The following is a 21,736-nucleotide window of genomic DNA, read 5'->3' as shown; positions in this document are numbered from 1 at the left end:
CTTATCGATCGTGCCATCAGATTGTGCTGAAAAAATAACCGCAGGTGGCATTACGCTCAGGTCAGTACCAGGCTTACCTTGCTTATCAACTTACGGGAGCATCGCTATGACTGATATTACGCAATTGCTGGGCAAAGACGCCGACAGCCTGTTGCAACATCGTTGTATGACCATTCCGGCCGATCAGCTTTACCTTCCTGGACACGACTTTGTTGACCGCGTGATGATGGACAATAACCGTCCCCCTGCGGTACTGCGTAACATGCAGACCCTCTATAACACCGGACGCCTCGCGGGCACCGGCTACTTATCTATCCTGCCAGTCGATCAGGGCGTGGAGCACTCCGCAGGCGCGTCGTTTGCCGCCAACCCGCTCTATTTCGATCCGAAGAATATTGTTGAGCTGGCCATCGAGGCGGGCTGTAACTGCGTGGCGTCCACTTATGGCGTGCTGGCGTCGGTTTCCCGCCGCTACGCGCACCGCATTCCGTTCCTGGTGAAAATTAACCACAATGAAACCCTGAGCTACCCGAATACCTATGACCAGACGCTGTATGCCAGCGTGGAGCAGGCGTTTAACCTCGGTGCGGTGGCGGTCGGCGCGACTATCTATTTTGGTTCGCCGGAATCCCGTCGCCAGATTGAAGAGATCTCCGCCGCCTTTGAGCGCGCTCACGAACTGGGCATGGTGACGGTGCTGTGGGCGTATCTGCGCAACAGCGGCTTTAAGAAAGACGGGGTTGATTATCATGCTTCTGCCGATTTAACCGGCCAGGCGAACCATCTGGCGGCGACCATCGGCGCCGATATTGTGAAGCAGAAAATGGCGGAAAATAACGGCGGCTATAACGCGGTGAAATACGGCTATACCGACGAGCGGGTCTACACCAAATTGACCAGCGATAACCCAATCGATCTGGTGCGCTACCAGCTGGCGAACTGCTACATGGGCCGCGCCGGGCTGATCAACTCCGGCGGTGCGTCTGGGGGCGACACTGACCTGAGCGATGCGGTTCGCACGGCGGTGATCAACAAACGCGCGGGCGGGATGGGGCTGATCCTGGGCCGTAAAGCCTTTAAGAAATCCATGGCCGACGGCGTGAAGCTGATTAATGCCGTGCAGGATGTTTATCTCGACAGCAAGGTCACTATCGCCTGATAACCGCCCCTCACCCCGGCCCTCTCCCGGCGGGAGAGGGAGAATGCGGACCCATCCCTCTCCCGGTGCTGGAGGGCGAACGCGGACCGTTCCCTCTCCCTGGGGAGAGGGTTAGGGTGAGGGGAGATCCACTTCACACTTCCCCTGTCTTTTGTGGAAAACGTCACATCCCTTCGTGCACATGCACAACATTTAACGCCTTCTTAACGTAATTTGTCTGAGGCACTGGCTGTTTTTTCTGCATACATTGATTACTGAAACAGCTTTTCAAAAGCTTACTTCACCTTTGCCTCAAGGACTTGTCATGAAAATTGAATCCGTAAACGTCACCGTCTTTCAGTATCCCACGCGTCGGGTTTCCGATGCCGCCGGGCATTCACATCCGGGGCCGGAAAGTCTGGCGAAAATGGCGATGCTGACCATCACCGCAGACGATGGCACCAAAGGGTATTCGTTCGCGCCGCCGGAAGTGGTGCGCCCCTTTGTGGTGAACACCTTTTTCCGCAAGGTGATGATTGGTCAGGACGCCTTTAACCGGGAGCGTATCTGGCAGGATCTGGCGCACTGGCAGCGCGGCAGCGCGCACCAGCTCACCGAGCGCGCCCTCTCTTTTGTGGAGCAGGCGCTGTGGGACTTAATGGGCCGCAAACTCAACATGCCGGTGTACAAGCTGCTTGGCGGTTTTCGTGACAAAGTGCCCGCCTATGGCAGCACCATGTGCGGCGACGATCTGGACGGCGGCCTCTCCACGCCGCAGGAGTATGCCGACTTTGCCGAAAAGCTGGTGGCGCGCGGTTATAAGGCGATCAAGCTGCACACCTGGATGCCGCCGGTGTCGTTTGCGCCGAACCCGAAAATGGATGTCAAAGCCTGCGCCGCGGTGCGGGAAGCGGTTGGCCCGGACATCGATCTTATGATTGACGGCTACCACTGGTACAGCCGCAGCGAAGCGCTTTACATCGGTAAAGAACTGGAAAAACTCAACTTCGCCTGGTTCGAAGAGCCGATGGAAGAAGAGAGCATGGCCTCTTACGCGTGGCTGGCAGAAAACCTCTCCATTCCGATTGTCGGGCCGGAAAGCCTCGGCGGTAAACACCACAGCCGCGCCGACTGGGTGAAAGCGGGAGCCTGCGACATTCTGCGCGCCGGATCGAACGGCGTCGGCGGCATCTGGCCGACCATGAAAGTTGCCAGCCTCGCAGAATCCTTCGGCATGGACTGCGAAGTACACGGCAACGGCGCGGCCAGTCTGGCGGTAGTAGGAGCGATCAAAAACTGCCGCTGGTATGAGCGCGGCCTGCTGCATCCGTTCCTTGATTACGACGTCCCCGCGGCGTATCTGCACAGCATTGTCGATCCGATGGATGAAGAGGGATTTGTTCATCTGCCACAAGGGCCGGGCCTGGGTGAAGACATTAATTTTGCGTATATCGAAGCCAATACCGTCAGCCACGACTGACTCATAACAACAATGCCCGATAGCGCTGCGCTTACCGGTCCTGCGTAAACCCGTAGGCCGGATAAGGCATTAGCGCCGCCATCCGGCAAAACGTACCCTACAGGCGATATATACATGAAAAGAAACTCACTGGCGGGAGCGTGCCTGCTGGCGCTTTCGCTGCTGATGGGGAGCGGGGCAGCCATAGCGCAAACGCCCCCCGATCAGCTCATCATCGGCATGAATATGAATAACCTGCTGAGCCTCGATCCGGCGGCGATGACCGGCAACGAGGTGGTGGGCATTGTGGTGAATCTTTATGATTCGCTGGTCGAGCTGGATCCCAATCAGCTGACCAACGTCAAACCGGCGCTGGCGGAGTCCTGGGACATCAGCCCGGACGGCAAAACGCTCACCTTCCATCTGCGCAAAAACGTCAAATTTCACTCCGGCAACCCGCTGACCGCCGAGGACGTAGTGTGGTCGATGCGTCGCCTGCTGCACCTTAACCTGGCGCAGGCGTCGGTATGGAAATCCTACGGCTTCAGCAAGAAGAATATCGATGCGCAGGTGAGCGCGCCGGACGACTACACCGTGCAACTGCGGCTGCCAAAAGCTAACGATCCGCAGCTGGTGATTTACTCCCTTGGCGCGCTTGGCAATCTCGGCGTGCTGGATCGCAAAACCGTGCAAAGCCACGAAGTGAATAACGACTGGGGCAACCGCTGGCTGACCACCAATGAAGCCGGTTCCGGGCCGTTTTCCCTGGAAACCTGGCAGGCCAAAGACGTGCTGCGCATGAAGCGTAACCCGGATTACTGGCGCGAGGCGGCGAAGATGAACCGCGTGGTGCTGCGCCACTTCCAGGAGTCGCAAACCCTGCGCCTGATGATCGCCAAAGGCGATCTGGATATTGCCAATAACATGGCGGTGTCGGACATCAACGCGCTGCGCAAGGATCCCGATGTCACCGTCGAAGCGGTGCAGAAGGGCACCGTCTATTACGTGGCGATGAGCATGAAAGAGCCGCACTTCGCCAATCCGAAAGTGCGCGAAGCCGTGCGCTATCTGGTGGATTATCAGGGCATTAACAAAGCGCTGATGCCGGGCTACGGCGTGCTGCACCAGCGACCTATCAAAGCGGGAATGCCGTCCACGCTGCCAGATCCGGGCTATAAGCTCGACGTGCCGCGGGCGAAAAAGCTGCTGGCGGAAGCGGGCTATCCTGACGGCTTTAACACCACCCTGCGGGTGCTCGCCGACCAGCCGTTCCTGAATATCGCCATCGCCGTGCAGTCCACGCTGATGCAGGCGGGCATTAATGCCAAAATCATCACCGGCACCGGCAACCAAATCTACGGCGCGATGCGCGAGCGTAAGTTCGACATCCTGGTCGGACGCGGCGGCAGCGGCGTCGAGCCGCATCCGCACTCCAGCCTGCGCGCACTGGTCTACAACCCGGACAACAGCGATGAAGCGCGGCTGACCAACTTCCAGGGCTGGCGCACCGGCTTCTATGACAAACCGCTGAACGAGATGATCGACCGCGCCCTGCTGGAGCGCGATCCGCAGAAGCAAAAAGCGGAGTACCAGGCCATTCAGACCCGTTACGACGAATTGATCCCAGCCCTGATGCCGATTTCCCAGATGGTGGATTCGGTGGTGGTGCGTAATGAAGTCAAAAACTTCCAGTCGCATCCCTCCGCCACCACCCATCTGCGGGAAGTCTGGAAAGCCCCGTTGAAAAGCGAAGGAGAGAAAGGATGAGTACGGCAATTTTAGCGCCCGGCTCCCGCGCCCGTCGCTTCTCAAAACGCCTGACCCAGGTGCTGATCACGCTGTTCGGCCTGCTGCTGCTGACCTTTTTTATTGGCCGCGTGATGCCCATCGATCCGGTGCTGGCGATTGTCGGTCCGGATGCCGACCAGAGCACCTATAACCAGGTCTATCAGCAACTGGGCTTTGATAAATCGCTGTTGTCGCAGTTCGGCATCTACTTCAGCAATCTGCTGCATGGCGATCTGGGCAATGCGCTGCTGACCGGCAAGCCGGTGCTGGATGACATTATCCGCGTCTTCCCGGCCACCCTGGAGCTGGCGACCATGGCGATTATCGTCGGTGCGGGCCTCGGCATTCCGCTGGGCGTGCTGGCGGCGGCGCGACGTAATAGCGTCTCTGATTACGTGGTGCGCATTATCAGCCTTGCCGGGTATTCCACACCGATTTTCTGGGTCGGCATGATGGGCTTGCTGCTGTTCTACGCCTGGCTTGGCTGGGTCGGCGGTGCTGGACGCCTTGATCTGGGGCTGGACGGCATTGTGCCGCGGCGCACCGGGCTGATGACCATTGACGCACTGCTGGCAGGTAACATGCAGGTGTTCTGGAATGCCCTTAATCACCTGGTGTTACCGGCGTCACTGCTCGGGTTTCATTCGCTGGCCTACATCAGCCGGATGACCCGCAGCTTTATGCTGGCGCAGCTCTCCCAGGAGTTCATCATCACCGCGCGGGTAAAAGGCTTAACCGAACGGCAGGTGATCTGGAATCACGCCTTCCGCAATATTCTCGTGCAGCTGCTGACGGTGGTGGCGCTGGCCTATGGTTCGCTGCTGGAAGGGGCCGTGCTGATTGAAACCGTCTTCTCCTGGCCGGGCTTCGGCTCTTACCTCACCAGCAGCCTGTTGCTGGGGGACATGAATGCGGTAATGGGCTGCGTGTTAGTGGTCGGCGTGATCTTCGTGATGCTGAACCTGCTCTCCGACATGCTGTATCAACTCTTTGATCCGAGGACGAAATCATGACCGTTTATCTGGATCCGCCTGTCAGTGGCAAGCCCCACGAGCAGGGCGCGCGCGTCAAACGTCTACTGAGCCGCACCGGGGGCTTTATTGGCAAAATGGCGCGTAACCCGCTCACCGCTATCGGCGGCGGCATCATCTTCCTGCTGCTGGTGGTGGCGACCTTTGCGCCGTGGATCGCGCCGTATCATCCGCTGGTGCAGGATCTGAACAACGCCCTGCAACCGCCGGGGGCGCAGCACTGGTTCGGCACCGACGAGTTTGGCCGCGATATTTTCAGCCGTCTGGTGTACGGCTCGCGTATCACGCTGTATATCGTGCTGCTGGTCTCCGTCACCGTTGGCCCCCTCGGGCTGCTGCTCGGCGTCTGCGCCGGCTATTTCGGCGGCAAGGTAGATATGGTGCTGATGCGCGTGACCGATATTTTCATCTCTTTCCCGAGCCTGGTGCTGGCGCTGGCGTTTGTCGCCGCCCTCGGTCCGGGACTTGAGCATGTGGTGATCGCCATTACGCTCACCGCCTGGCCGCCGATTGCCCGTCTGGCGCGTGCCGAAACGCTGTCGCTGCGGCAGGCCGATTTTATCTCGGCGGTACGTTTGCAGGGCGCCTCGCCGGCGCGTGTACTCTGGCGTCATGTGGTGCCGCTGTGCCTGCCGTCGGTGATCATCCGTATCACCATGAACATGGCGGGCATCATTCTGACCGCCGCCGGTCTGGGATTCCTTGGGCTTGGCGCACAGCCGCCGGAGCCGGAGTGGGGCGCGATGATCTCCAGCGGTCGCACTTACATGATGGAGTGCTGGTGGGTGGTGACTATTCCGGGGCTGGCGATTTTGATCAACAGCCTGGCGTTCAACTTCTTAGGAGATGGCCTACGTGACATCCTCGATCCTCGCAGCGAATAATTCACCCCTGCTCGACGTGCGCGATCTGCACGTCGATTTTGTCAACGGGCGCACAGTGACCAACGCGGTGCGCGGCGTCTCCTTCCAGCTCGGCCGGGAAAAGCTGGCGATTGTTGGCGAATCCGGCTCCGGTAAATCCACCGTCGGACGTGCGTTAATGCGCCTGCATCCGGCGAAAGCGCGCATCACCGCCGAACGGATGCATTTTGGTGATATTGATCTGCGTAACGTCAGCGAAGCGCAGATGCGCACTGTGCGCGGCAAACGTATTTCGATGATCATGCAGGATCCGAAATACTCCCTCAACCCGGTGGTGTGCGTCGGGGATCAGATTGCCGAAGCCTGGCTGACGCACCATCCGGGGCGCAAAGCCGAGGCGAAAGTAAAGGTGATGGAGATGCTCGATGTAGTACGCATCCGCCAGCCGGAGCGGGTTTACAACCTCTATCCCCATGAGATTTCCGGCGGCCAGGGGCAGCGCATTATGATCGCCATGATGCTGATCACCGATCCGGAACTGGTGATCGCCGACGAGCCGACCTCGGCGCTGGACGTGTCGGTGCGCTTGCAGGTGCTCGGGCTGCTCGACGATCTGGTGGCCTCGCGCGGTCTGGGGCTGATTTTTATCAGCCATGACATCAACCTGGTGCGCAGCTTCTGCGATCGCGTGCTGGTGATGTACGCCGGACGGGTGGTGGAGTCTATCGCCGCGAAAGATCTCGATCAGGCGCAGCATCCTTACACCCAGGGCTTAATCAACGCGCTGCCGGAAATTCATCATCGCCGACCGGTGCTGCCGGTGTTGCAGCGCCAGGCCAGCTGGCTTCACGAATAAGGGACCCATTATGATCGATGTCAGAAACTTAAGTCTGGAGTTCGGCGAGGGCGACAAGCGCAATCAGGTGCTGTTTGACGTTAATTTCAGCGTGCAGCCAGGGGAAATCTACGGCCTGGTGGGGGAGTCCGGCTCCGGTAAAACCACGGTGCTGAAATGCCTGGCAGGGCTGTTTACCCACTGGCAAGGGGAGCTTGCGATTAACGGTCAGCCGCTCGATCACCGTATCAATCAGCAGCGCTGTCGGCTGGTGCAGATGGTGTTTCAGGACCCATATGGTTCGCTGCATCCGCGGCACACCATCGGCGATATTCTGGAGGAGCCGCTGCAAATCCACGGCATCCCCGATCGCGACCGGCGCATTAATACGCTGCTCGATAAAGTGGGGCTGAACCGTGCGTTTCGTGACCGGTATCCGCATCAGCTTTCCGGCGGTCAGCGCCAGCGCGTGGCGATTGCCAGGGCGCTGATTCTGGAGCCGCAGGTGCTGTTGCTCGATGAACCCACCTCGGCGCTGGATGTGTCGGTGCAGGCGGAAATTCTCAATCTGCTGGCGGAATTGCATCAGGAGTCGAAGCTGACCTATCTGATGGTGACGCATGATCTGGGGGTGATCGCCCATCTGTGCCAGAAAGTGGCGGTGATGCAGTACGGTAAGATCCTCGAAACTCTGACGGTGGATGAACTGGTGAGCGGCGGGGCGAAAACTGACTATACGCAGATGCTGGTCAGTGCCAGCCAGCAGTACAGCCGGGAGATGGCGCGGGAAGTGGCGGCGTATTAGTGGTTTGTTGTTTGCTCTTTGCCCGGCGGCGCTCCGCTTGCCGGGCCTGGTCGTTATTCGCTACTCGCGATTCGCGCTGTAGGCCGGGTAAGGCGCAGCCGCCACCCGGCATGATCAACGCCATCAACGTAACAACGGACAGTCCGGCGGCAAACGGCATTTCAATGCGCCGGGCAACACTTCAATGCGGAAATGCTGTCCACTCAGCGGCTCGCCGTCGAGGTTAAAGGTGATCTCGTGCGGGGCGGTCACTTCAAACCATGCGGATTTACCGTCGATAATATTCGGGCTGTCTTCCGGCTGCGTGAGCGTCGTCACCAGCGCTGGCAGCAGTTCATCGCCGGTAAAGATCCGCAGCTGCAGCTGACCGTCGTTGATCAGCGCGTCGGGGCAAAGCTGCTGCCCGCCGCCCGCCTGACGCCCGTTGCCAATGCCAATAACCAGCGCATCCCCTTGCCACTGAAAATGATCGCCTTTGATTTCGCAACGGTCCGGTTTTAGCGTGTCCATCCGCATCAGACCGTGGATCAGGTAGGAGACGCCGCCAAGCGCGGCTTTCAGTTTTTCCGGCGTTTCGGTGGTAATGCGTGTGCCAAAGCCGCCGGTCGCCATATTGATAAAACAGGTGTCGTCGTTGACCTGAGCAATATCCACCGGCACCGCTTTGCCGACAATCGCCAGCTGTAACGCTTTATCCAGCGATTCGGGAATGGCGGCGCTGGTAGCGAAATCGTTTGCCGTGCCGAGCGGCAAAATGCCCAGCGCTGGCGCGTTTTCACCGCCGTTTTTATACAGTGCGGTCGCCACTTCGTTGATGGTGCCATCGCCGCCGCCGGCGATCACCGTCTCTACACCAAGCTGCACCGCCTCCTGCACATAACGCTCCGCATCGCCTTTCTCCCAGGTGACGCGCACCTGAATATCTATGCCTTCGTCGCGCAGTAACAGGATGGCGTCGCGCAGCGGATCGTTACCGGCGCTTTTGCCATTTAAAATCATCAAACTGGAAGGATAGGTGCTCATCCTGATGCCTCAAACAGAACCAATGAAAGAAGTGTATCTCAGGCGGAAGCAGAGCGCGTAAGAAGAAACTGAAAGGCGGGGAAAAAAATAAGCCTGCGTAAGGGAGATTACGCAGGCTAAGGAGGTGGTTCCTGGTACAGCTAGCATTTATGGTTTATGTTTTTCAGCAGGCGGGATAGTACCCATAAAGAACGAAGCGGTATGTGATCCGATTCTAATCTCCTGAAAAAATCACGCGGCTCAATTAATTACCGTGCGGTGCGCGCGTATTTTCGCCGTTGAAATTACGCATCAAGAGCGCATAGTCCAGCACCACATCTTCCGGCACCGGCAGCCAGACGGTATAGCCATCGCCAGGCGCGACCGGCATCGCGTCGCCTTTGGCATTTTCCATATGCTCCAGCGTGAAATTAACGTTACCTTTCGGCGTCATTAATTCCAGGCTGTCACCAACGCTGAATTTATTTTTCACCTGTACGGCAGCAAGATGGCCGTTGCGCTCGCCGGTAAATTCGCCAACAAACTGCTGGCGTTCGGAGACGGAAAAACCGTACTCGTAATTCTGGTAATCATCATGGGTATGACGGCGCAGGAAGCCTTCGGTATAACCGCGATGCGCCAGACCTTCCAGCGTGTCCATCAGACTTTCGTCGAACGGCAGTCCGGCGGCCGCGTCATCAATGGCTTTGCGGTACACCTGCGCGGTGCGCGCGCAGTAGTAATAGGATTTGGTACGGCCTTCGATTTTCAGCGAGTGCACGCCCATTTCCGTCAGGCGCGGCACGTGAGCGATAGCCCGCAGATCTTTCGAGTTCATGATGTAGGTGCCGTGCTCGTCTTCGAAGGCGGTCATATATTCGCCCGGACGTTTGGCTTCTTCGATCATAAACACGCTGTCGGTCGGCGCGCCGATGCCCAGCGTCGGCTCGACGTTTTTCACCGGGATCGGCTCATGCACATGCACGATATTCCCCACGTCGTCTTCTTTGCCTTCCTGAACGTTATATTCCCAGCGGCAGGCGTTGGTGCAGGTGCCCTGATTTGGATCGCGTTTATTGATATAGCCCGACAGCAGGCAGCGGCCGGAGTACGCCATGCACAGCGCGCCGTGCACGAAGATTTCCAGTTCCATGTCCGGCACCTGCGCGCGGATCTCGGCGATTTCATCCAGCGACAGTTCGCGCGACAAAATCACCCGCGTCAGGCCCATGCTTTTCCAGAACTTCACCGTCGCCCAGTTCACGGCGTTTGCCTGTACCGACAGGTGAATATCCATCTGCGGGAAGTGTTCACGCACCAGCATGATTAACCCCGGATCGGACATGATCAGCGCGTCCGGCCCCATCTCCACCACCGGTTTCAGATCGCGAATAAAGGTTTTCAGCTTCGCGTTGTGCGGCGCAATATTCACCACCACGTAGAATTTTTTACCAAGTGCATGGGCTTCATTGATGCCCAGCTGTAAATTCTCGTGGTTGAATTCGTTATTACGCACGCGCAGGGAGTAGCGCGGCTGGCCCGCATATACCGCATCGGCACCATAGGCAAAGGCGTAACGCATATTTTTCAGCGTTCCCGCCGGGGAGAGGAGTTCCGGTTTAAACATGATTTTCTCGTTCTGATGACAGGTCAGATCCGCTCACGGGGTGAGACGGTTGGGGAGATCCCTTAATTTTAGGGCGGGAATTGTAGCGCTGTGGGGCGGGGGAGTAAACCGGTGTGTTAAGTCGCCCCGCATCCCGGCCCTCTCCCAGGGGAGAGGGAGAGAAGCGAGTCCGTGCGCGATTTGTGGGGGAGAGGGGAAAATTACGCCACGCGGCACATATCCGCTTCCCAGCGATAGCCGACACCATACACCGCGCGGATAAACGACTGCTCTTCGTCCAGCGCCTCCAGCTTGCGGCGCAGATTCTTGATATGGCTGTCGATGGTGCGATCCGTCACCACGCGGTAATCGTCATACAGGTGGTTCAGCAACTGCTCGCGGGAAAACACTTTCCCCGGCTCGCCGGAGAGGGTTTTCAGCAGGCGGAACTCGGCTGGCGTCAGATCCAGCATTTTGCCGTGCCAGCTGGCCTGAAAACGGCCTTCGTCGACCACCAGCGGGCTTTGCGCATCCAGCGTTTGTAATTCACGCTGCGGCTTACAGCGGCGCAGAATGGTTTTCACCCGCGCCACCACTTCCCGCGGGCTGTAAGGTTTGCAGATATAGTCATCCGCGCCGATCTCCAGCCCCAGCAGACGGTCGATCTCTTCGATGCGTGCGGTCACCATCACCATCGGCAGATCGGAAAAACGGCGGATCTCGCGACACAGGGTCAGACCGTCGGTGCCCGGCAGCATCAGATCCAGCAGCATCAGATCCGGTGGCGTCTGGCGCACGTAAGCCAGTACCTGGTCGCCATGACTTATCAGTGTCGGCGCGTAGCCCGCAGCCCGCAGGTAATCAATCAGTAACTGGCCGAGCTTCGGCTCGTCTTCGACAATCAGAATGCGCGGGGTGTTTTCGTCAATCGGTAACTCAGTCATACATCTCTCGTTTTGTCGCGTTCCAGCGGTAGTTCAACTGTAATGCTTACCCCACCAAAAGGCGAATGGGCAGCATGGAGCGTGCCGCCGTGGGCTTCGACGATGTTTACGCAGATCGCCAGCCCCAGGCCCGAGCCGCCGCTGGTGCGGTTGCGGGAGCCTTCGGTGCGGTAAAAACGTTCAAACAGACGGGCCAGCTGTTCATCGGTGACGCCCGGCCCGCTGTCGGCAAAGGTCAGCAGCACGGTATTGCCCTGGGTGCGGGCGCTGATCAACAACTGCCCGCCCGCGTCGGTATAGCGCAGGCTGTTTTCCAGCAGATTATTAAACAGCTGCATCAGCCGGTCGCGGTCGCCGAACACGGTGGCAGATTCGGTTAACGAGGCGTTGAGGGATAACTGACGGCTGGCGAAGCGTTCACGGAACACGCCCGCTGCCATCTCCAGCAGGGTGATGACGTCGACCGGCGCTTTCTGATACGCCAGCGCCCCTTCATCGGACATCGACAGCTGATGCAGATCGTTAACCAGTTTGGTCAGGGTGCCCACTTCTGCCTGCAACGAGGCCACTGACTCCGGCGTAAACTGGCGCACGCCGTCCTGGATCGCCTCCAGCTCGCCGCGCAGTACCGCCAGCGGCGTGCGCAGTTCGTGGGAAATATCCGCCATAAAATCCCGCCGCATCTGCTGGTTTTTCTCCAGCGTGCTGGCGAGCTGGTTGAAGTCGTGCGCCAGTTTGCCCAGCTCGTCGGGGCTGGTGGGGGTAACGCGGGTGGAGAAATCCCCGGCGGCCAGTTTGTGCGTGCCTTCCACCAGTCGTTTGACCGGCGCCAGCAGGCCGCGGGCCAGTAAAAAAGTCGCCAGCGCCGCCAGCAGAGTGGCGAGGCCGACGATCAGCCAGCTGGTGCGCCGCTGCTGGCGATCAAAGTTAATGTCGGTATTGCGCGTCAGCCGTTCAACGGGTGAGGCCACCACCCAGCCGACGTTCGCGCCGTTCACCACGATCGCCCGGCGCGTACCTTCCCGTGGCACCGGCGAGCGCGGGCCGACCAGCACATGCCGGTCCTGATCGATAACCCAGAACTGGGTGCGCCAGCCGTGGGGCGGCATACCGGGGCCTGGGCGGTCATCGTCGTTCTCATGTTCAAAGGAGCGCAGGATCTGGAACACAAAGCGGTCGTTATTGCGCAAAAAACGCCAGTCGCCGTGCAACTGATACTGCTCGCCCAGCGCATCGCTCAGCATCTGGAGCCGCTGCTCATTGCCATTCTTGATGTAGTCAATAAAGCCGCGCTCAAAGCTGACCCGTACCGCCCAGTGCATGCTGATCAGCAGCACAATACAGGTGGCAAAAATGGCGAGGAACAGTTTGCCGGTAATACCCGGCCGCCACAGTTTCATCGTTATCTCCTTTTGCGGCGGGCAAGCACCACGTTTTTACTGGCGTCATTGGGGACGCGGGCAAACACCAGCGCGGGCAGGGCGATGATCGCCGCCATGCACAGCCAGGTATAGATAAAGACCTGGTGCGCCATGCCGCTGTCTGCTGCCAGATGGTGCTGACCAAACAGGCCGAGCAGCAGCCCGGCGACGGATACCCCGACGCTCATCGACAGCTGCATCACCATCGACAGCAGACTATTGCCGCTGCTCGCCAGGTCATCGGGCAGATCTTTCAGCGTCAGGGTATTCATCGACGAAAAGCGCATCGAGTTGATCATGCCCTGCAAAAACAGCACCACCGGCAGCAGGTAATACCAGCCGAGCAGCGCGGTCGTCATAAACAGCAGGCTGACCAGCGCCAGCCCCAGCGTACTGCCGACCAGCACCCGGCGATAGCCGAAATGGTTCACGACCTGCACCACAATCCGCTTCATGCCCATGCTGCCGAGCACCATCGGGATCATCATCAGCCCCGCGTGAAACGGCGAAAACCCGAGGCCAATCTGCAAAAAGACCGGCGTCATAAAGGGCAGCATGCCGCTGCCGATACGTCCGGCGAAGCTGCCGAGCAGGCCGAGGGAAAAACTGCGGGTGTGAAACAGCGTCAGCCGGAACAGCGCGCGCTCGTTGTCTCTGGCGTGACGCAGATAGAGCAGCAGCGCCACCACGCCCGCCGCCACCAGCACCACCGGCAGCAGCGGAGATTGCCCGTCTGCTTTTTGTCCGTCCAGCGCCAGCGTCAGCGCCGCCATGCCCAGTGCCAGCAGCACAAACCCCCACATATCGAAACGGCGGGTTTGCAGGGTGTAATTCGGCATCAGCCACAGCGTAGCGATCGCACCGATAATGCCCACCGGCAGGTTAATCAAAAAGATCCAGTGCCAGGAGGCGTATTCCACCAGCACGCCGCCGAGAGCCGGGCCTAACAGCGGACCGACCTGACCGGGCAGGGTGACGAAGGTCATCGCCGCCATATACTGCGCGCGCGGCACGATCTTCATCACCGTCAGTCGTCCGACTGGCACCATCATTGCCCCGCCGACGCCCTGTAGCACGCGGGCCATGACCAGTTCGTCCAGCGTGGCGGCGCGGGCGCAAAACAGCGAGCCAAGCGTGAACAGCACGATGGCGCTGAAAAATACATTTCGCACGCCGACCTTATCCGCCAGCCAGCCGCTGGCAGGCAGCATCACCGCCACCGTCAGCACATAGGCGACGATCACCATATGCATATGCAGCGGACTCTCCCCGAGACTTTGCGCCATCGAGGGAAGGGCGGTATTCACAATAGTGGTATCCAGCGCCTGCATGAAAAAGCCCACGGCGACGATCCACAATTGCCAGCGTACATTTCTGGACAGGTCAGTCATTTACTCACTTATCAACTGTTGGTTTTTACGCGTAAAGCGCAGCCGCAGACGATCAAAGAACAGATACACCACCGGCGTGGTGTACAGCGTCAGCAACTGGCTCATCACCAGCCCGCCGACGATGGTGATGCCGAGCGGCTGGCGCAGTTCCGAACCATCCCCGGCGGAGATCACCAGCGGCAGTGCGCCGAACAGTGCCGCCAGGGTGGTCATCATGATCGGGCGAAATCGCAGCAGGCAGGCCTGGAAAATCGCCTCGTCCGGCGTCATGTTGCCGTTGCGCTGGGCCTCAAGGGCGAAATCCACCATCATAATGGCGTTTTTCTTCACGATGCCGATCAGCAGCATAATACCAATCAGCGCGATCAGGCTGAAGGGCGCGCCGAACAGCTCCAGCGCCAGCAGCGCCCCGACCCCGGCGGAGGGCAACGTCGATAAAATCGTCAGCGGGTGAATATAGCTCTCATAGAGTACGCCCAGCACGATATACACCGTGGCAATGGCGGCAAGGATCAGGATCACCTGCGAGCTCATGGTGTCCTGGAACACCTGCGCCGTTCCCGCAAAGCTGCCGCGCACCGAGGCAGGCACGCCGAGCTGCGTCATGGTGCGGTTAATGGCATCGCTCGCGTCCGACAACGCTACGCCCGCCGGCAGGTTAAAGGCGATGGTTGACGCCGCCGACAGCCCCTGGTGGTTCACCGACAGCGGCGCATTGGCAGGCTGCCATTTCGCGAAATAGGACAGCGGAATGGCCTTGCCGTCGTTATTAATGACGAACATTTTATCCAGGGCGCTGATGTCCTGGGTGTAGCGCGGATCGACCTCCATCACCACTTTGTACTGGTTCAGCGGCTGATAGATGGTGGAAATCTGCCGCTGGCCGAAAGCGTTATTCAGCAGACTGTTGGCCGCCTGCACGCTGATGCCAAGCCGCGACATGCTTTCACGATCGTAGGTCAGGCTCATTTCCGCGCCGTTATCCTGCTGATCTGAATTCACGTCTGCCAGCTGCGGCAATGCCGCCAGCGCTTTACGAATTTTGGGTTCCCACTCGCGCAGGGCGCTCAAATCATCTGACAAGAGCGCGTACTGGTAGCTGGCGTTGGACTGGCGTCCGCCGACGCGAATATCCTGCACCGCCATCAAAAACAGACTCGCCCCCGGCTCTTTCGCCAGCTTCACGCGCAGGCGGTCAATGATCTGCTGGGCGCTCTCATGACGCTCATCCCGCGGTTTAAGGGTGATAAACATCATGCCGCTGTTGACGCGCGATCCGCCGGTAAAGCCGGTGACGTTATCCACCGCCGGATCGTCACGGATAATCTTCATGAAATCTTCCAGCTTGCCGCGCATCGCCTGAAACGAAATACTCTGATCCGCCTGAATACCGCCCATCAGCACCCCGGTATCCTGCTCCGGGAAGAAGGTTTTCGGGATGGAGATATAGAGCCAGACGTTAAGCACGATAGTGCCGAGCAGCACCACGCCCACCAGCCGGGTATGCCTGAGCACCCATTTCAGCGAGCGGCCATAACCCTGCTGCATGGCTACCAGCAGCCGACCAAAACCACGTTCGCGCGGGCGGCTACGCGGTGTCGCGCTTTTCAGCAACCAGCCGCACATCATCGGCGTCAGGGTCAGCGACACCACCAGCGAAATACCAATCGCCACCGACAGCGTCACGGCGAATTCACGCAACAGGCGGCCCGGCAGCCCGTCCATCAGCAGCAGCGGCAGGAACACCGCCACCAGTGACAGGCTCATCGACAGCACGGTAAAGCCCACTTCCCGCGTCCCCTGGAGCGCCGCCTGTAACGGCTTCATGCCCGCTTCCAGATGGCGGGAGATATTTTCCAGCACCACGATCGCGTCATCCACCACAAAACCGGTGGCGATGGTCAGCGCCATCAGCGACAGATTATTGAGGCTGAACCCGCACAGGTACATGGCGGCGAAGGTGCCGATCAGCGACACCGGCACCGCCACCGCCGGGATAAGTGTCGCGCGCCCGGAGCGCAGGAACAGGAACACCACGAGGATCACCAGCGCCACCGAAATAATCAGCGTCTGCTCCACTTCTTCCAGCGACGCGCGAATAGTCGGGGAGCGATCCTGGGCGATCTGCAAATCAATGGCGGCGGGAATGCTTTTCTGCATCAGTGGCAACTGCGCGCGAATACTGTCAACGGTCTGGATAATATTGGCTTCCGGCAGCTTGCGGATCATCAGCAAAATCGCCGGTTTGGCGTTGGTCATCCCGGCGTTACGCACGTTCTCCACCGAGTCGGTGACGCTGGCGACGTCGCCAAGGCGCACCGCCGCGCCATTGTGGTAATGGACGATCAGCGGCTGGTATTCCGCCGCGGTTTTCAGCTCGTCGTTGGTCTGCAACTGCCAGCGATGGGTGCCATCTTCCACGGCCCCCTGCGGGCGACGCACGTTGGCATTGCTGATGGCGGTGCGTACATCGTCGAGCGATACGCCCTGATTAAACAGCGCCTGCGGATTAAGCCCAACGCGCACCGCAGGCAGCGAACTGCCGCCCACGTCGACATCGCCCACGCCCTCTATCTGCGCGATATTCTGCGCCAGCTGGGTGGAGGCGAAGTCATACAGCTGCCCCTGGGACCAGGTGTCTGAGGTCAGCGTCAGGATCATGATCGGCGCATCAGACGGGTTCGCTTTGCGATAAGTCGGGCGGCTGGGCATACCGCTCGGCAGCAGGCTTTGCGCAGCGTTGATCGCTGCCTGCACGTCCCGCGCCGCGCCGTTGATGTCACGGTCGAATTTAAATTCCAGAATAATGCGCGTACTGCCCAGTGAACTGGAGGAGGTCATTTCGTTGACCCCGGCAATGCGGCCCAGCGCGCGCTCCAGCGGCGTCGCCACCGACGAAGCCATGGTTTCCGGCGACGCGCCTGGCAGCGAGGCGCTGACCATGATCACCGGATAATCCACCTGCGGCAGCGGCGCGACTGGCAGCATGCGAAAGCCGAGAATGCCGCACAGGGTGATGGCCAGCGAAATCAGGATGGTCGCCACCGGACGATAAATGAAGAGGGCGAAAAACTTCACTTACGCCTCCTCATGGCGGGCCGGGAAACGGCGGCGCAGCGACAGCGCCAGGCGGTCAAACAGCAGATAGATCACCGGCGTGGTAAACAGCGTCAGCACCTGGCTTACCAGCAGACCGCCCACCATGCCGATGCCCAGTGGACGGCGTAGCTCCGCGCCGACGCCGGTACTGAGCATCAGCGGCAGCGCGCCGAGCAGGGCGGCGAGGGTGGTCATCAGGATCGGCCTGAAACGCAGCAGACAGGCCTGATAAATCGCCTCCCGCGGCGACATGCCCTGCTCGCGCTCAGCGGCCAGCGCAAAGTCGATCATCATGATGGCGTTTTTCTTGACGATGCCGATCAGCAAAATAATGCCGATAATGGCGATCACATCCAGTTCCGCCCCTGCGAGCATCAGCGCCATCAGCGCACCAACACCCGCCGTGGGTAACGTGGAGAGGATGGTGATCGGGTGGATAAAGCTTTCGTACAGCACGCCAAGCACGATGTACATCGCCACCACCGCCGCGACAATCAGCCACACCGTGCTGCCGAGGGCGTCCTGGAAGGCCAGCGTGCTGCCCTGAAACTCGGTGGTGATGTCCGTCGGGAAGCTGATGGTTTTTTCCGTGTCGAGGATCGCCTGCACCGCCTCGCCCAGCGCGTAACCGTCCTGCACGTTAAAGGAGATGGTGGTGGACGGGAACTGATCGAGGTGGTTGATCGACAGCGGCGTAAAGCGCTGCTCCACTTTCGCAATGGCGCTGAGCGGCACCACGCCGCCGTCGCTGCCGGTCAGACGCACGGTGTCCAGCGCCGCCAGTCCTGGCGTGCTGGTGGTGTCATGCTCCAGCACCACGCGGTACTGATTCGCCTGGGTGTAAATGGTGGAGATCAGCCGCTGACCAAAAGCGTTATACAGGGCGTTATCGACATCCGCCATGCTGATACCGAGCCGGCTGGCGCTGTCGCGATCGACATTGATCCAGGCCGCCAGCCCTTTGTCCTGCCAGTCGCTGCTGACGTCTGCCAGCTCCGGCCGCGCCTGCAATTTGTTCATCAGTTGCGGCACCCAGGTGCTGAGCGACTCCAGCGACGAGGCCCGCAGGGTAAACTGATACTGCGTGCGGCTGACGGTGGTGTCGATGGTCAGATCCTGGGTCGGTTGCAGATAGAGCGCCACGCCGGGCACTTTTGCCACCGCGTTTTGCAGCCGTTCGGTCACCGCCGGAACGCGGTCATCGCGATCGTCGAGCGGTTTAAGGTTAATTTGCAGACGTGCGCTGTTCAGCGCCGGGTTCGTGCCGTCCACGCCGACAAACGCCGTCAGGCTTTCCACCGCCGGATCCTTCAACACAATATCGCTCACCTGGCGCTGACGTTCGGCCATGCTGGCAAACGATGCCGACTGCGGCGCCTGTAAGGTGCCCTGAATAATGCCGTTATCCTGCACCGGGAAGAAGCCTTTCGGGATCATCACCCACAGCAACACCGACAGCAGCAGGGTGGCAAACGCGACCCCCAGCGTCAGCCACGGATGGTTAAGCACTTTCGCCAGCCCGCGCCCGTACGCGGCGATCACCCGTTCAAAAAAGCGCTCGGAGGCGCGGGAGAAGCGGTTCTGTTTGCGCAGCGATTCGGCGCTCAACATGCGGGCGCACATCATCGGCGTTAACGTCAGCGACACCACGGCGGAAATCAAAATCGCCACCGCCAGCGTGACGGCAAACTCGCGGAACAGCCGCCCGACGATGTCCCCCATAAACAGCAGCGGGATCAGCACCGCAATCAGCGACAGGGTTAAGGAAATAATGGTGAAGCCAATTTCCCCCGCGCCCTTGAGCGCCGCCGCCAGCGGCTTTTCGCCTTTTTCGATATAGCGGGAGATGTTTTCGATCACCACAATCGCATCGTCCACCACAAAGCCGGTGGCGATGGTCAGTGCCATCAGCGTCAGGTTATTGATCGAGAAATCCAGAAACACCATCACCGCAAAGGTGCCGATGAGCGACAGCGGCACCGCGACGCCGGGAATAACTGTCGCCGGGACGTTACGCAAAAACACATAGATGATCATCACCACCAGCGCAATCGCCAGCATCAGCTCAAACTGGGTGTCGGACACCGAGGCGCGAATATTGGTGGTGCGATCGGAAAGGACGTTGACCTCCACCGATTTCGGCAGGCTGGCGGTTAACTGCGGCAGCATGGCGCGGATGCTGTCGGCGGTATCGAGAATATTCGCCCCCGGCTGGCGCTGCACGTTCATCACAATCGCCGGCTCTTTATTGGCCCAGGCACCCAGCCAGCGGTTTTCCGCCCCCTGTTCGATGGTGGCGACATCCCCTAAGCGGATCGGCGCGCCGTTTTGATACGCGACGATCAGCTTGCGGTACTCTTCCGCAGACTGCATCTGGTCGTTGGCTGACAGCGTCACCGCCCGCGTCGGGCCGTCGAGGCTGCCTTTGGCGGAGTTAACGTTAGCGCTGGTGATGGCGGTACGAATGGTTTCACTGGTCAGGCCGAGGGCGGCAATCGCCTGGGCGTTGAGCTTCACCCGCACCGCAGGGCGCTGGCCGCCGGAGAGGGTCACCAGACCGACGCCGGACACCTGAGATATTTTCTGTGCGACACGGGTTTCCACCATGTCTTCCACCTGCGTCATCGGCATGGCGCTGGAGGTCACCGCCAGCGTCATGATCGGCGGATCCGCAGGGTTCACTTTGTTGTACACCGGTGGGTTCGGCAGATCCGACGGCAGCAGATTAGTGGCGGCGTTGATGGCGGCCTGCACCTCCTGCTCGGCGACATCCAGCGGCAGCGAAAGCTGGAACTGTAACGTCACCACCGACGCGCCGCCGGAGCTTTGCGACGACATCTGTTTTAAGCCGGACATCTGCCCGAACTGGCGTTCAAGGGGCGCGGTGACCGCAGAGGTCATCACATCCGGGCTGGCGCCAGGGTAGAGCGTCACCACCTGAATGGTCGGGTAATCCACTTCCGGCAGGGCGGAGACGGGTAAAAAACGGTAGCCGATGATCCCGGCGAGTAAAATCGCCACCATCAACAGCGTGGTGGCGACCGGACGCAAAATAAACAGGCGGGACGGGCCGCCGGTACGGCTGGGCGGTAGCACCTGCATCAGGATTTCGCTCCTTTAGCGCGTTCCTTCACTGGTGCAGCGCTGGCGTCATGCGCGTCCACCACTTCCACTTTCGCCCCTTCGGTCAGACGGTCGATGCCGTCGGTGACCACGCGATCGCCCGCGGAAAGCCCGGCGGCGATCACCACTTTCTGGCTGTCCTGAATGCCTGGCGTGACGGTGTGTTTACTGACGATATTCTGATCGTTAAGCACCCAGACGAAATTGCCCTCGTTGCCCATTTGCAGCGCCGCCGCCGGGATCACCACCGCGTCCTGCTCGGTATCCACCAGCATGCGCGCATTGACGAACTGGTTGGGGAACAGGGCGTCGTCCTGATTTTCAAAGCGGGCTTTTAACTTGATGGTGCCGGTAGTGGCATCGATCTGGTTATCGAGACTCAGCAGGCTGCCGGTGCTCAGCTTCTGCGTGTTGGTGCGGTCCCAGGCTTCGACGCTCAGCGTTTGCCCGGCATTGCGCGCTTTCACAATCGTGGCGATGTTGTTTTCCGGCAGGGTGAAGATCAGATCGACAGGGTGCGTCTGGGTGATCACCACAATTCCGCTGGTGTCGCCGCTGGAGATCTGGTTACCGGCATCCACCTGTTTTAAGCCAACGCGACCATCAATCGGCGCAGTGATGCGGCTCCAGTCGAGCTGTAACTGCGCGCTGGCCACGGCGGCTTCATCCGCTTTCAGCGTCCCTTCGCTTTCACTGACCAGCGCCTGCTGGGCGTCCAGCTCCTGACGGGAGACAAGATTGGTTTTCACCAGCTGCTGATAGCGGGCCAGATCGCGGCGGGCGTTCGCCAGCGTCGCCTTGTCGCGCGCCAGCTGTCCCTGCGCCTGGGCGAGGGCAACCTTAAACTGGCTGGGATCGATTTCGGCGAGCAGATCGCCTTTCTTCACCTGCTGGCCCTCCTGGAAATGCACCGCCAGCAGCTGACCATCAACGCGGCTGCGCACGGTAACGGTATTCGCGGCCGTAATGGTGCCAAGGCCGCTCAGATAACGGGGTACGGCTTCGCGGGTGGCGGTGGCCGCCTGTACCGGCGCGAGGGAAGGGCCGCCACGCATGCCCGCGCCGTGACGTCCGGCTCCGGCCTGGCGCTGCTGCCCGGCGGGCGCGGCGGAGGTGGAGTGCCAGTACCAGGCAGCGGCAAGTCCGGCGATCACCAGCCCTGCAAGGATCATCCAGCGGGTGTTGTTACGGCCTTTCATGGTTATTCGTATCTCTTCCTGAAACATTAAGC

The 21,736-nt window shown here is 59.9% G+C and carries 15 protein-coding genes; 7 read left to right on the top strand and 8 right to left on the bottom strand.

Annotation, left to right across the window (positions count from 1 at the left end; all coding sequences use genetic code 11):
- Window positions 1-106: 106 nt before the first annotated feature.
- From fbaB to KW828_RS13445, 7 genes are all read left to right on the top strand, one after another.
- Window positions 107-1,159 (top strand): class I fructose-bisphosphate aldolase, encoded by a 1,053-nt coding sequence (gene fbaB, locus KW828_RS13475; RefSeq protein ID WP_218336824.1) that lies wholly within the window; start codon window positions 107-109, stop codon window positions 1,157-1,159.
- A 304-nt stretch (window positions 1,160-1,463) separates the two neighbouring features.
- Window positions 1,464-2,618 carry a mandelate racemase family protein gene (locus KW828_RS13470; protein ID WP_218336823.1) on the top strand — a complete coding sequence of 385 codons (1,155 nt, stop codon included), beginning with the start codon at window positions 1,464-1,466 and terminating at the stop codon, window positions 2,616-2,618.
- 114 nt (window positions 2,619-2,732) lie between these two features.
- A complete protein-coding gene (locus tag KW828_RS13465) occupies window positions 2,733-4,364 on the top strand; it encodes an ABC transporter substrate-binding protein (RefSeq protein WP_218336822.1) in 1,632 nt (543 codons plus the stop codon).
- A complete protein-coding gene (locus tag KW828_RS13460) occupies window positions 4,361-5,398 on the top strand; it encodes an ABC transporter permease (RefSeq protein ID WP_218336821.1) in 1,038 nt (345 codons plus the stop codon). The genes KW828_RS13465 and KW828_RS13460 overlap by 4 nt, the downstream gene beginning before the upstream one ends.
- The gene (locus KW828_RS13455; protein ID WP_218336820.1) at window positions 5,395-6,300 is read left to right on the top strand and encodes an ABC transporter permease; all 906 of its coding nucleotides are present in this window, start codon (window positions 5,395-5,397) and stop codon (window positions 6,298-6,300) included. The genes KW828_RS13460 and KW828_RS13455 overlap by 4 nt, the downstream gene beginning before the upstream one ends.
- Window positions 6,272-7,135 carry an ABC transporter ATP-binding protein gene (locus KW828_RS13450; protein ID WP_218336843.1) on the top strand — a complete coding sequence of 288 codons (864 nt, stop codon included), beginning with the start codon at window positions 6,272-6,274 and terminating at the stop codon, window positions 7,133-7,135. Before KW828_RS13455 ends, KW828_RS13450 begins: the two co-directional genes overlap by 29 nt.
- Before the next feature lie 10 nt (window positions 7,136-7,145).
- Window positions 7,146-7,919 carry an ABC transporter ATP-binding protein gene (locus KW828_RS13445; protein ID WP_218336819.1) on the top strand — a complete coding sequence of 258 codons (774 nt, stop codon included), beginning with the start codon at window positions 7,146-7,148 and terminating at the stop codon, window positions 7,917-7,919.
- 123 nt (window positions 7,920-8,042) lie between these two features.
- Here KW828_RS13445 and yegS read toward each other — a convergent pair whose 3' ends face one another.
- The 8 genes from yegS to KW828_RS13405 all read right to left on the bottom strand — a co-directional run bounded on the left by yegS (window position 8,043) and on the right by KW828_RS13405 (window position 21,704).
- Window positions 8,043-8,942 (bottom strand): lipid kinase YegS, encoded by a 900-nt coding sequence (gene yegS / locus KW828_RS13440; protein ID WP_218336818.1) that lies wholly within the window; start codon window positions 8,940-8,942, stop codon window positions 8,043-8,045.
- Window positions 8,943-9,186: 244 nt separating this feature from the next.
- Window positions 9,187-10,548: a tRNA 5-hydroxyuridine modification protein YegQ gene (gene yegQ, locus KW828_RS13435; RefSeq protein WP_218336817.1), complete on the bottom strand. Its 1,362-nt coding sequence runs from the start codon at window positions 10,546-10,548 to the stop codon at window positions 9,187-9,189.
- A 200-nt stretch (window positions 10,549-10,748) separates the two neighbouring features.
- Window positions 10,749-11,471, bottom strand: coding sequence for a two-component system response regulator BaeR (baeR, locus tag KW828_RS13430; protein ID WP_218336816.1), 723 nt, complete (start codon window positions 11,469-11,471; stop codon window positions 10,749-10,751).
- Window positions 11,468-12,871 carry a two-component system sensor histidine kinase BaeS gene (baeS, locus tag KW828_RS13425; RefSeq protein WP_218336815.1) on the bottom strand — a complete coding sequence of 468 codons (1,404 nt, stop codon included), beginning with the start codon at window positions 12,869-12,871 and terminating at the stop codon, window positions 11,468-11,470. Before baeS ends, baeR begins: the two co-directional genes overlap by 4 nt.
- 2 nt (window positions 12,872-12,873) lie before the next feature.
- Window positions 12,874-14,283 carry an MFS transporter gene (locus KW828_RS13420; RefSeq protein WP_129363002.1) on the bottom strand — a complete coding sequence of 470 codons (1,410 nt, stop codon included), beginning with the start codon at window positions 14,281-14,283 and terminating at the stop codon, window positions 12,874-12,876.
- On the bottom strand, window positions 14,284-17,361 hold the full coding sequence (gene mdtC, locus KW828_RS13415; RefSeq protein WP_218336814.1) for a multidrug efflux RND transporter permease subunit MdtC: 3,078 nt from the start codon (window positions 17,359-17,361) through the stop codon (window positions 14,284-14,286).
- Window positions 17,362-20,484 (bottom strand): MdtB/MuxB family multidrug efflux RND transporter permease subunit, encoded by a 3,123-nt coding sequence (locus KW828_RS13410; RefSeq protein WP_218336813.1) that lies wholly within the window; start codon window positions 20,482-20,484, stop codon window positions 17,362-17,364.
- Window positions 20,484-21,704, bottom strand: coding sequence for an MdtA/MuxA family multidrug efflux RND transporter periplasmic adaptor subunit (locus KW828_RS13405; RefSeq protein ID WP_218336812.1), 1,221 nt, complete (start codon window positions 21,702-21,704; stop codon window positions 20,484-20,486). Before KW828_RS13405 ends, KW828_RS13410 begins: the two co-directional genes overlap by 1 nt.
- Window positions 21,705-21,736 lie beyond the last annotated feature (32 nt).

Source organism: Enterobacter sp. ENT03 (assembly GCF_019218745.1).
In the GTDB taxonomy this organism is placed as follows: Bacteria; Pseudomonadota; Gammaproteobacteria; order Enterobacterales; family Enterobacteriaceae; genus Enterobacter_D.
This window is presented reverse-complemented; position numbering and strand designations above follow the sequence as displayed.